The organism is Phytobacter ursingii, from assembly GCF_001022135.1.
Lineage (GTDB): Bacteria > Pseudomonadota > Gammaproteobacteria > Enterobacterales > Enterobacteriaceae > Phytobacter > Phytobacter ursingii.
The window spans coordinates 1,106,379-1,117,929 of the sequence record NZ_CP011602.1 but is presented as its reverse complement, the minus strand read 5'-3'; the positions used below and the strand labels follow the sequence as shown (position 1 = coordinate 1,117,929).

The 11,551-nt window shown below is 46.4% G+C and carries 10 protein-coding genes and 3 tRNA genes; 8 read left to right on the top strand and 5 right to left on the bottom strand.

Annotation, left to right across the window (positions count from 1 at the left end; translation table 11 throughout):
- Positions 1-17 precede the first annotated feature (17 nt).
- Together AB182_RS30370 and AB182_RS08615 are read left to right on the top strand one after the other, a co-directional pair.
- A complete protein-coding gene (locus AB182_RS30370; RefSeq protein ID WP_071845857.1) occupies positions 18-266 on the top strand; it encodes a DUF4224 domain-containing protein in 249 nt (82 codons plus the stop codon).
- A complete protein-coding gene (locus AB182_RS08615) occupies positions 235-1,263 on the top strand; it encodes a tyrosine-type recombinase/integrase (RefSeq protein ID WP_047373227.1) in 1,029 nt (342 codons plus the stop codon). The genes AB182_RS30370 and AB182_RS08615 overlap by 32 nt, the downstream gene beginning before the upstream one ends.
- 80 nt (positions 1,264-1,343) lie before the next feature.
- On the opposite strand, the gene AB182_RS08610 is transcribed toward AB182_RS08615, so the two are convergent.
- Positions 1,344-1,433 (bottom strand) — tRNA-Ser (locus tag AB182_RS08610).
- A 93-nt stretch (positions 1,434-1,526) separates the two neighbouring features.
- Between AB182_RS08610 and mtfA the strand changes: the two genes are divergently transcribed.
- Together mtfA and AB182_RS08600 are read left to right on the top strand one after the other, a co-directional pair.
- On the top strand, positions 1,527-2,324 hold the full coding sequence (mtfA, locus tag AB182_RS08605; RefSeq protein ID WP_047369724.1) for a DgsA anti-repressor MtfA: 798 nt from the start codon (positions 1,527-1,529) through the stop codon (positions 2,322-2,324).
- Between the two features lie 100 nt (positions 2,325-2,424).
- Positions 2,425-2,500 (top strand) — tRNA-Asn (locus AB182_RS08600).
- A 52-nt stretch (positions 2,501-2,552) separates the two neighbouring features.
- Here the strand turns inward: AB182_RS08600 and AB182_RS08595 are convergent.
- Positions 2,553-3,476: a LysR family transcriptional regulator gene (locus AB182_RS08595; RefSeq protein WP_047369723.1), complete on the bottom strand. Its 924-nt coding sequence runs from the start codon at positions 3,474-3,476 to the stop codon at positions 2,553-2,555.
- Positions 3,477-3,567: 91 nt separating this feature from the next.
- Between AB182_RS08595 and AB182_RS08590 the strand changes: the two genes are divergently transcribed.
- Positions 3,568-4,044: a GNAT family N-acetyltransferase gene (locus AB182_RS08590; RefSeq protein ID WP_047369722.1), complete on the top strand. Its 477-nt coding sequence runs from the start codon at positions 3,568-3,570 to the stop codon at positions 4,042-4,044.
- A 51-nt stretch (positions 4,045-4,095) separates the two neighbouring features.
- Here AB182_RS08590 and cbl read toward each other — a convergent pair whose 3' ends face one another.
- Positions 4,096-5,046, bottom strand: coding sequence for an HTH-type transcriptional regulator Cbl (cbl, locus tag AB182_RS08585; RefSeq protein ID WP_041851852.1), 951 nt, complete (start codon positions 5,044-5,046; stop codon positions 4,096-4,098).
- A 101-nt stretch (positions 5,047-5,147) separates the two neighbouring features.
- Positions 5,148-6,065: a nitrogen assimilation transcriptional regulator NAC gene (nac, locus tag AB182_RS08580; RefSeq protein ID WP_047369721.1), complete on the bottom strand. Its 918-nt coding sequence runs from the start codon at positions 6,063-6,065 to the stop codon at positions 5,148-5,150.
- Positions 6,066-6,396: 331 nt separating this feature from the next.
- Between nac and AB182_RS08575 the strand changes: the two genes are divergently transcribed.
- Positions 6,397-6,472 (top strand) — tRNA-Asn (locus AB182_RS08575).
- Positions 6,473-6,652: 180 nt separating this feature from the next.
- Positions 6,653-7,927: a tyrosine-type recombinase/integrase gene (locus tag AB182_RS08570; protein WP_047369720.1), complete on the top strand. Its 1,275-nt coding sequence runs from the start codon at positions 6,653-6,655 to the stop codon at positions 7,925-7,927.
- Between the two features lie 46 nt (positions 7,928-7,973).
- Here the strand turns inward: AB182_RS08570 and AB182_RS08565 are convergent, their stop codons facing one another.
- Positions 7,974-9,362, bottom strand: coding sequence for a hypothetical protein (locus AB182_RS08565; RefSeq protein WP_047369719.1), 1,389 nt, complete (start codon positions 9,360-9,362; stop codon positions 7,974-7,976).
- A 194-nt stretch (positions 9,363-9,556) separates the two neighbouring features.
- On the opposite strand from AB182_RS08565, the gene AB182_RS08560 reads away from it, so the two are divergent.
- Positions 9,557-11,551 (top strand): site-specific DNA-methyltransferase, encoded by a 1,995-nt coding sequence (locus AB182_RS08560; protein ID WP_047369718.1) that lies wholly within the window; start codon positions 9,557-9,559, stop codon positions 11,549-11,551.

Sequence of the window (11,551 nt, the reverse complement as noted above, 5' to 3'; positions counted from 1 at the left end):
ATTGAGAGAAATGACCGATGCATGAATTAACGCTGTCGCCTCAGGAAATTACAGAAATAACTGGCTACTCGCGCTATACGCATCAGCAACGGCAGTTGCGTTGCCATGGCATTCCGTTCACTACCGATGGGCGGAACCGCCCGATCGTATTACGTCGCAATCTTTTGCCCGGAATAACTGAATTACCTAAGGTTGATGAATATGTCGCTGCAGAACCTAACTACGACGCAATCAATGGGCCGACCACGAAAAGATCCAAAAGATAGACACCTGCCTCCACGGGTGACAAAAAATAAATATAGCTATGTATGGAAACCAAAGGGAACAAAACTGAGTATTACATTGGGCAAGATCCGCGAAACGAGCATGTCAAGGTTGTGGGAGAATTATGAAAAAGCGAAAGCCGAGCGCAACGATGTAATGACTTTCGAAAAATTATGGGGGTTATTTATTTCCAGCCCCTCATTTTTTGAACTCGCTCCCCGCACACAGCATGACTACAGGCAATACCATAAAAATCTGATTCCGGTTTTCGGTAAAATGAGAGCTGATGACATTAAAATAGAAATGGTCAGAATTTACATGGATAGCCGGGGTCAGCGCAGCATCAACCAGGCAAACCAGGAGCTTGGCGGTATGTCTCGAGTTTTTGGATGGGGATTCGAGCGAGGTTATGTGAAGGGAAATCCATGCAAAGGGGTAAGAAAATTCACCCTGAAAGCCAGAGAGGTTTATATTTCCGACGAAGAGTATCAGGCAATTTATGACGAAGCCGTTGTTGCAATGAAAGCAGCAATGGAAATAGCTTATCTTTGTGCTGCCCGATCTTCTGACGTTCGCACTCTAACATTAGATCAACTGTCTGATGCGGGCATTTATATACAGCAGGGTAAGACAGGAACCAAACAGATAAAAGCATGGACAGAACGCCTTCATGCAGCCGTTGAGCTAGCCAAGACATTGGGTGGACAAAAATATCTGATATGTAGTTCCAAAAAGGAAATGTATTCCAAAAGCGGTTTTTCAGATCTATGGGAAGATGCCCGACTTCGTGCCGGGGAAAAGCTCGGGCGAAAACTGGTCTGTACCTTTCATGATCTAAAAGCAAAAGGCATTTCCGACTATGAAGGATCCAGCAAGGAAAAACAGATATTTTCTGGTCATAAGACAGAAAGTCAGGTTGTCGTTTACGACAGAAAGGTTAAGGTGTCACCTACACTAGACCTGCCGACCTTGAACAAATCAGAGGAGAAAGGGGAATGAAATATACTAACCGAATATACCAACACCATACCAAGTGTGACGAGAGTCGTTGAAAGCGAGGCGCGTAACTGATTGAATAATGGCGGAGAGAGGGGGATTTGAACCCCCGGTAGAGTTGCCCCTACTACGGTTTTCGAGACCGTCCCGTTCAGCCGCTCCGGCATCTCTCCGTTTCAATGGTTGCCATGATGCCAGGTAATTTGGCATTTTAACAGACCCTGTCCCGTTAATTTGGTTCAAGTGGCGAGTTTGCGAGCAAAGCGATGATTAAGTGGCCCTGGAAAACAAAGGAAGCCTCTCACGGTGCGGAATTCCCATGGGAAGACGCGTTAAATATCCCCGTGTTAGCGAGCCTTTCTTTAGATGAACAAGAGAGACTGGTTCAACTTGCAGACCGTTTTTTGCAGCAAAAGCGGTTAGTTGCCTTGCAAGGTTTCGAACTGGATGCACTAAAGAGCGCGCGTATCAGCATGCTCTTTTGCCTGCCGGTACTGGAACTCGGCCTTGAATGGCTGGATGGTTTCCATGAAGTGCTCATCTACCCTGCTCCTTTTGTCGTTGACGACGAATGGGAAGATGGCATTGGACTGGTGCATAGCCAGCGCGTCGTTCAGTCAGGGCAAAGCTTTCAGCAGGGGCCGATTGTCCTGAACTGGCTGGATATTCAGGATTCGTTCGATGCATCGGGTTTTAACCTGATCATTCACGAAGTCGCACACAAGCTCGATACCCGTAATGGCGATCGGGCAAACGGTATTCCGCTCATCCCTCTGCGTGAAGTCGCGGCCTGGGAGCATGACCTGCATGCGGCAATGGAAAACATTCAGGATGAGATCGATCTGGTGGGAGAAAGCGCGGCCAGTATTGATGCCTATGCCGCAACCGACCCTGCGGAGTGTTTTGCCGTACTGTCGGAATATTTTTTCAGCGCACCTGAATTGTTCGCCCCACGTTTCCCGGCGCTCTGGCAACGTTTCTGTCAGTTTTATGCTCAGGATCCGTTATCACGTCTGCGCGATCGCCCTTTCTCAGCGAATGACCCCGTTAACCGTGTACACTAAAAAGGCAATCTGCGCTTTAATTCACCAATTGAATCAGCAGGTTAAATTAGGTATTGACACATATGAACGTGGCAAGTAGTATGCGCCCTGTTCACACGATTCCTCTGTAGTTCAGTCGGTAGAACGGCGGACTGTTAATCCGTATGTCACTGGTTCGAGTCCAGTCAGAGGAGCCAAATTCAGAAAACCCGCTTAAGGCAACTTAAGCGGGTTTTTGTTTTTGTGGCTTCATACTCCTTTCTCTGCCAGCGCCTGCAACTCGCCTTTCAGCCAGTCTGTTGCCGCCCGCTTACCGCTGCGCTTATGTGAATAAATTTTTACTTCAAATGGCGGTACGGCAAAGGGCAGATCGAAGATGGCTAACTGCGCCGCCTGCTTCATCTTTCCGGCAGCAAAACGCGGGATGGCGAGCAACAGATTGCTCTGCTCAATAATGAAGGGCGCGCTGAGCATTGAGGGCGTTTTTATCGCCACCTGCCGCGTGTGTCCCATCCGCTCAAGTTGCAGATCCAAAATACCCTGCTTCTCGTTCCAGGGGGTGACCACCAGATGGCTGGCCGCAAGGTAATCCGCCAGCGTCAGTCGCGTACGCTGACTGTTGCTGATAACGACATACTCATCTTCAAACCAGACAATTTCATCCAGTTCTGCATGCACCGCATCATCTGGCGCACTAAACCCCAGCGCCAGATCAATCTCCCCGGCAAGTAACTCCGTCAACGCCGGGCTGTGCGGCAAATAGCGCAACTCAAAACGCAGACCCGGAGCCGTCTCCTGCAGCCGATTCATCAAAGCCGGAAAGATACAAAAAGCGGTGAAATCCGTAATCGCAATCTGGAAGCAGTCGCTGCTGCTGGCAGCGTCAAACGCAGGTTGCGGCGTCAACTCCTGATTCAGGGACTTTAACGCCGTGGCGATTGCTGGCGCCAGTTGGGTCGCATATACACTGGGGCACATCCGGTGGCCTTCACGGTAAAACAGTGGGTCATTTAACGTGACACGTAGCCGCGAGAGCGCATGGCTGAGCGCAGAAGTACTCATCGCCAGCTCTTCGGCGGCCGCTCTGACGGAACGGTGCCGGTAGATGGCGTCAAAAACAGGCAAAAGGTTCAGATCGAGGCGTCGCAGAGCATGATGCATAATATTCATCAACCAGTGATTTCATTGCACTTAATTCTTTTAACAATAACCCTTATGCTTAACGCCAGCAATTTGAACCCACGCATAACGGACAGGAAGAGAAATGAGCATCACGATTCGCCAGGCACGCCCAACGGACGCAAAAGCCATCTATGACATGATTTATGAACTGGCGGTATACGAAAAAGCCCCGGAAGAGGTGGTGACCACCCCGGACGAAATCAACGCCACGTTATTTGGCGCTGACAGTAAAACTGAAGCGTTAATCTGCGAGATTGATGGCAACGTGGCGGGCTATGCAGTCTTCTTCACCAGCTATTCAACCTGGCTCGGACGCAACGGTATCTATATGGAAGATTTGTACATTACCCCTGACTATCGCGGCGCCGGAGCAGGTAAAGCTTTGTTGAAATACATTGCGCAATGCGCGGTGCAGCGCAAATGTGGTCGTCTGGAATGGAGCGTGCTCGACTGGAACAAACCCGCGATTGATTTCTACCTGAGCATCGGCGCACTGCCGCAAAACGAGTGGGTACGCTATCGTCTTGATGGCGATGCGCTGCTGAAATTCGCGGAATAACCGGCAACACGCGGATCCCCCGACGTCATCAGCTCGCGGGGGATACTGTGTTCAAATCTGGTAATCAATCACCTCTTCGTCCGGTTCCATCACCTGACGTTTGATATCCTCAACCGACAGTCCTGCATTACAGAGTTCGATAAAGCGCCAGACATAGTTGCGCTGCAGTTGACCACGTTTAAGGCCAAGCCAGACGGTATTGGCATCGAACAAATGACGCGTGTCCAGGCGTACCAGTTTGCCCTCTTCGTTCTCCCCGCTCGACTGCTCGGCCACCAGTCCGACACCCAGCCCCAATTCAACGTAGGTTTTGATGACATCGGAATCCTGGGCGCTGAGCACGATATCCGGCAGCAACCCCTTGCGGCCAAAAGCTTCATCAATACGAGAACGTCCGGTGATCCCCTGCCGGTAGGTGATGAGCGGCCAACGGCTGATTTCTTCCAGCGTAAGCGGGGAGGTTTGCAGTAATGGATGATCTTTCGGGACCAGCAGGCTGTGGTGCCAGCGAAACCAGGGAAAGGCGGCGAGCGTACTGTCATTACTGAGTCGCTCACTGGCGATGCCAATGTCCGCGCCACCATTGTGCAGCAACGTCTCAATCTCCTGTGGCGTCCCCTGAATCAGCTCAAGACGAACCTCGGGAAACAGCGCACGGAACGATTTAATCACCGTCGGCAAGCTGTAGCGGGCCTGCGTATGCGTTGTCGCAATCGTCAGCACGCCGGATGTGTCATTCGTGAAAAGATCGGCGAGGCGGCGCACATTGCTCGCCTCGTTAAGAATACGTTCGGCTATCACCAACAGCGCTTTACCCGGCTCGGTCATCCCCAGCAGCCGTTTGCCCCGACGGATGAAGATCTCAATCCCCAGCTCTTCTTCAAGCTCGCGGATATGACGACTCACCCCGGATTGCGATGTATAGAGCATATTGGCGACTTCGGTGAGATTATAATCCCGGCGCGCCGCTTCCCGGATAATTTTCAGTTGCTGGAAATTCACCTTTCCCTCCAGGCCCATCAGACATGACGCTATTGTTAAAGTCTGAGGCCTGGCAGAACAAATAATAAAAACCAGCATGTTATTCCGTAATGGAATAACGCTTAACTCACCAGTTGCAACTCCTGGTTATCCATAGCCGGGCGGCTTACCAGAGACATAAGAATATCTTTTACCGCCTGTGCCTGTGGCGAGAGCGTACCGCGGGCAGAAACGTTCAAAGAGAGCGGTAACGTCATCGACGGCGTGGTAATCCGCGCCATCCAGCCATTGGCCGCACTGCTCAGGGAGCGGGCAGCAGATTCCGGCAGCACCGTCACCCCCATACCACTGGCAATCGCCGCCGTCAGGGTGGCGATAGACTCAATTTCACCAATGATTTTTGCCGTCAGACGACGCAAGGAGAACGCTTCATCAACGCGGAGACGTACCGCGCTGTAATCACGCGGCAGGAACAGATTCATCTCCGCCACGGCTGTTAAATCAACGCTTTGGCCCGGGCAATCGCGTGTACCGACCAGATAAAGATCCTCTTTCAGCAGCGGCAAGCTGGTGATCCCGGAACCCGGCGCGCGCTCATACAGCACGGCCATGTCGAGTTGACCACTCAGGAGTTTATCGTTGAGTACCGTACCGCTGTTTTCATGCAAATACACAGTCACTTCCGGTAATTCTGAGCGTACCGCCTGCAGCAGCGGCATCGTAACGGAAGAAGCTGCCGTACCCGGTGCAAGTCCGATAGAGACCTGTCCACGCAGGCACTGCCCGACATTGTTCACCGCTAACTGTGCCTGCTCGCACTGACGCAGGATAGTCCGCGCATGGGCATAGAGGATCTTGCCCGCTTCGGTTGGCGTCACGCCGCGCTTGGTGCGAATCAGCAGTTGTTGATCCAATTCACCCTCAAGCGTAGCCACCTGCTGGCTCAGCGCGGGCTGTGCGATATGCAGTACCTCAGCGGCCTGAGTCAGGCTGCCGATATCGACGATTTTTACGAAGTATTTCAGGCGTCTTAAGTTCATTTTGCCTCCTGTTCGGAATACCAGTGCCAACGCCGGCAGTCATGTTGTCGGAGGAGTTGCAATATGCTTGCCAGTTTTAGATAAGTCATCCGACCATCGCTAACAGGCTGGATAATAAGAGATTCTGATAATCCCAGGGATCTGATTACTGAAACAGTGGTTTGCCAGATGCCCCATAAGAGACTCCTCTGCCTCATGATGGTGCAAACGCTTTGCGAATTGTCTGTCTCTCAGGCGCATTGTTGAAATAGTCAGCAAACAGTATGTGAAAGGTATTGCGACCTTTGACAAGGCGATCAGGCATCGTTAATATGCGCCCCGTTCACACGATTCCTCTGTAGTTCAGTCGGTAGAACGGCGGACTGTTAATCCGTATGTCACTGGTTCGAGTCCAGTCAGAGGAGCCATTTTCAAGAAAGCAGACGTTCACTAACGTCTGCTTTCTGCATTTCTATCAATTGGTTATCCCCTCTCAGTCGTTCACCCTCGTTCACTAAAAACCACTCGAAGCCATATCATTTTGATGGTAAAAATGCTGGTAATGCTGGTTCGATTTCCCTTTTACCAACAAATGAGGGGGTGTTTTCATGTCACTGACTGATATTAAAGCAAAAAATGCAAAACCCCTTGAGAAGGAATACAAGCTTACTGATGGCTTTGGTATGTTCCTTCGTGTTACCCCTAAAGGTTCGAAATACTGGCAAATGGCTTACCGCTTCGAAGGGAAACAAAAACTCTTCTCTATTGGTGTTTACCCTGCAGTTTCTCTTTCTGACGCAAGACAACGCCGTGACGAGGCCAGAAGGCTTCTGGCTCAGGGTATTGACCCTAATGCAAAGAAACAGGCAGAGGTTAAAGAGCTTAAAGCCAAACGTGATAATACACGCTCCTTCAGAACAGTAGCCAAAGCGTGGTTCTCCACGAAAACAAAATGGTCTGATGATTATGGTGATGCCGTATGGAAGCGCCTTGAAACTTATGTCTTCCCGGTAATCGGTGACAAAGATGTTGCCGAACTGGATACGGGTGATCTGCTGGTTCCGGTGAAAAAAGTTGAGGCTCTTGGTTATCTTGAAGTTGCCATGCGCATTCAACAATACATTACGGCAATCCTGCGTCATGCCGTCCAGCAAAAGCTGATACGCCATAACCCAGCCTATGATATGGAAGGTGCAGTTCAGAAACCACAAACTGAACACCGCCCTGCACTTGAGCTGGAAGAAATACCCCAGCTACTGAACAAAATTGCCGAATACAAAGGCCGCAGGTTAACCATACTGGCAATACAGCTCAATCTGATGATTTTCATTCGTTCCAGTGAGCTTCGTTTCGCTCGCTGGTCTGAAATTGATTTCAAAAGTAAGTTATGGGTGATACCCGAACAGCGTGAAGCAATTGAAAACGTCAAACATTCGACTCGTGGTGCCAAAATGAAGCGTAAGCACTTCGTTCCCCTCTGTAAGCAAGCTATGAGGATACTAAAAGAGATCCGACAACTGACTTATGAAGAAGGCCATGATGATGGATTAATCTTCACTGGCTGTTATGACTCGTTTAAACCCATGAGTGAAAACACCATCAACAAAGCCCTGCGTAATATGGGATATAACACGAAGCAGGACATCTGTGGACACGGTTTCCGAACACTGGCCTGTAGTGCCTTAATTGAGTCCGGGCTATGGTCAGAAGACGCTGTAGAGCTTCAGATGAGCCATAAGGAAAGCAACAGTGTCCGGGCAGCTTATACCCACAAGGCTAAACACCTTGATCAACGCCGTCTGATGCTTCAGTGGTGGGCTGATTTCCTTGATGCTAACAGTAACGATATGGTCAGACCGTTTGAGTTTGCTTCAAATAAATAAAGGGAAAGGCCGTTCGCGGCCTTTCAACTTCATGCTTAATTACAGTCTATGCTGAATATGATACTGAATCTTTCTCTATCGCTAAACCAGCGATTTTTTCCAGCATTATTTCCCAGAGTGCGTATTTTCTTTTGTGCTCAATAAACAGAGATTTTAAATACTCTTCTGTTGAAGGGATTTTTTCAGTCCATGTAATATCTTTACTGTAATCAATGCTTTTTTTCATATCAGATGCCGCATAGGTGTAGTATTTACTCTGAGAACGACTGATACTGTCCTCTGCCAGCACTCTACGGAGCAGAGTTGCAGAACATGCATAACCATGCCTGTAAAGCTCACTCGATAAGGTACGAACAAAAGAACCGCGTAATAAAGACATCATCTCTGCGATTTCATTTTCACTCGCATTCATGACTTCAGAATCAAGTTTTCCATAACTATCTGTCCCGGACAAGAAAAGAATAACAAACGGAAAGCCTTTTTTCTTTGCTATGCCAGAGAACAAATCCAGTGAGTCATTATTTTTCTCCACCCGATTATAGATATTATAAAAAATAACATCACACCTGTTCTTAAATCCGTCTATACAAATTGTTTTTGCCTGCTGAATCTCGCCTTCTTCAATCAACGCCAGAGCCAACACCTCAGTCCATTTATCACGAAGCCCTGCCTGATCAACTGATTTATCTTCTTTGATTTTATTGAGAACCTGAATGGCCTCCTCAGTACACAGTTCATCAACCAGCAACTCAGCAAACTTAATGATATATTCTGGCTGATTCAGTTTTCTTTTCTCAAAGCATTGCCTGATGAAATCAACATCCCTGATATACAGACTTAACTCAACAGCACCATTGACATCACCTGTCTTAAGAAGACTTTCCCTTAAAACACGAATAACATTGTATCCCAGTTCTTTTTTATACTTATCAAAAATATCAAAGTTAAAATACACATCACCTTTAAGTACGGAAATTATTTTATCCGCTATAACATCAATGCTTTTGTCTTTTTGTAGGGACAGGGATTTTAACCATATTTCGACAGCACCATTATAATAGTCCATCCATGATCCATCTGATGTATCAGCAATTTCGCTGACTTTATCAAATGAGAGCAGTAAATCATGGCAAAACGCCTCGGTTTTTTCAGGCAGCGTTGATACCGTCTTTTCAAGTGGAAATATGACATTCCTGTATAGCCCCTCAAAAAAAACCGCTGCTTCATAATAATCATAAAAGCGTTTTGTTTTAATTACCCTTTTGTATTCAGCCTCAGCCTTTTTCAGTGATTCTTCTGGAGTTAACAGATATTTATTAATAAGAAAGGATTTTGCCTGACCATTATCCTCTGCAATATCACAAATTATTTGCATGAGTTGATCGGCAGGTATTTCTTTGAGTAAAGCAAGTTGTTTCTTGTTCAGTTTAGCCATCATCACATCCTGATAATGTTTGGTAGACGCAGAAAAGCTAATTGTACTAACACGAGGACAGAACATTCAATAAATGAATTAACATAATGATTTAAAAAGAAATCTGTAGCACACTGTTCATTGATGAAATGCACTATTTACCGTAAAATATCCCCCATCACACAGTAACCTGATACAGATACGTGGAATGGTCAATGAACAAACTTTCGCCTGAAATGCCCGAACTGCAATCAATGAATATCACTGCCGATAACATCACCAAGCTTAAATCATTGTTTCCTGAAGCCTTTAATGAAAACGGCATTGATTTTGACGTTTTAAAACAGCTTTTGGGTGAAAATGTAGACGAGAAAGAAGAACGTTATGGACTGAACTGGCATGGTAAGCGTCAGGCTCGTCAGCTTGCTCTTACCCCTTCCCGTGGCACCTTACGCCCATGTAAAGATGAAAGCGTTGATTGGGATAACACCAAGAACCTCATGATCGAGGGTGATAACCTTGAAGTGTTAAAGCTTCTTCAAAAAAGTTACGCTGGAAAAGTGAAGCTTATTTATATCGATCCGCCTTACAATACCGGTAAAGATTTTGTCTATCCTGATAACTTCCAAGATAATATGAAAAATTATCTTGAAATTACTGGACAGACAGAAGACGGAGCACGTTTAAGCACAAATACAGAAACCAGTGGACGTTATCATACTGATTGGCTGAACATGATGTATCCTCGTCTTAAGCTTGCGAGAAACTTGCTTAGTGAAGATGGTGTTATTTTTATTTCTATCGATGACTCGGAAATAGAGAATCTGAAAATCACCTGTAATGATATTTTTGGTGAAGACAACTTCATATCAAGTATATCACGACTAATGAAAACTGGTGGTGCAAAAGGGAACTTTTTCACGCCAAATGTTGAATTTATCTTAGTTTACGCAAAAAATATCAACAGAGCGGTTCATTTCAGAGCAAAGATTGGTGCAGAACAAATTGCAACTTATTATAACAAAACACAAAGCGGCGGCATACGCGATGGTGAAATTTATGGTGAAGAAAGGCTTTATAAAGCTAGCTTGGATGCAAGAGCTAACCAACGCTACTGGATAGAATGTCCAGATGGTAGTTTTGTTATTCCTCCGGGTTCCACTTTTCCCAACAGAGTGAAAGAAGGAGTGCAGATCACTCCTGAACGAGGTGATGGTGTATGGAAATGGACGTACACAAGATATAAAGAGGAATATAACCTCGGGAATATTGTTTTCAAAGAAACCACTACATCAGCACTTGTAGATGAAGAAGGGAAGCAGGCAAAATATAACATATACAACAAGCTTTGGTTAAAAGATCAGCAAGAAAAAGGAATGGTGCCGGGAAACTTAATAAATAAATGGGAGAACAGACAAAGTTCAAAAGAATTAAAAGAACTTGGCATACCATTTGATTTTGCTAAGCCCACAAACCTTCTGAAATATCTCATTGAAATTTCCAGAGTTAAAGAAAATGAAATTGTCATGGATTTCTTTGCTGGTTCAGGCTCCTTTGGCCATAGCCTTTACAAGTACAATGCCGAAAACAACACCTCACTGAAATATATATTAGTTCAGTTACCCGAAAAATTATCATTTGATAATCAGGAGCAAAAACAGGCATATAATTTTTGTGTCCAAGAAAGGCTACCAAAAACTATCTGTGAATTAACCAAAGAGCGCCTACGCCGTGCAGGTAAAAAGGTTCGTGAAGACAATCCAGAATGGAAAGGAGATGTTGGTTTTCGTGTTTTCAAACTCGATACATCTAATATCCGTCCGTGGGAAGCCACAGCAGAAACCCTTTCAGAACAGATAGATGCCTATGTAAGCCCAATCCTTGAAGGCCGTAGTGAAGAAGATTTGCTCACAGAGTTAATGCTAAAGCGTGGCATTGACTTGAGTGTAAACATTGAAATCCGTCAGTTTGATGGATTAACCGTTTCTTGCGTTGACGGTGGCAAATTGTTTACCTGCTTTGCTAAACAAATCCCTGCATCTTCAGTAGAAGAACTGACCAAGGGGATCATCGACTGGCATAAGAGTTTGAAGGCTGGCAAAGATACTGTCTGCTATTTCCTTGATGACGCATTTGAAAATAATATTGCTAAAACTAATCTTTGCGCCATTCTGGAACAACATGGCCTAACTAACCTGCACAGCCTGTAA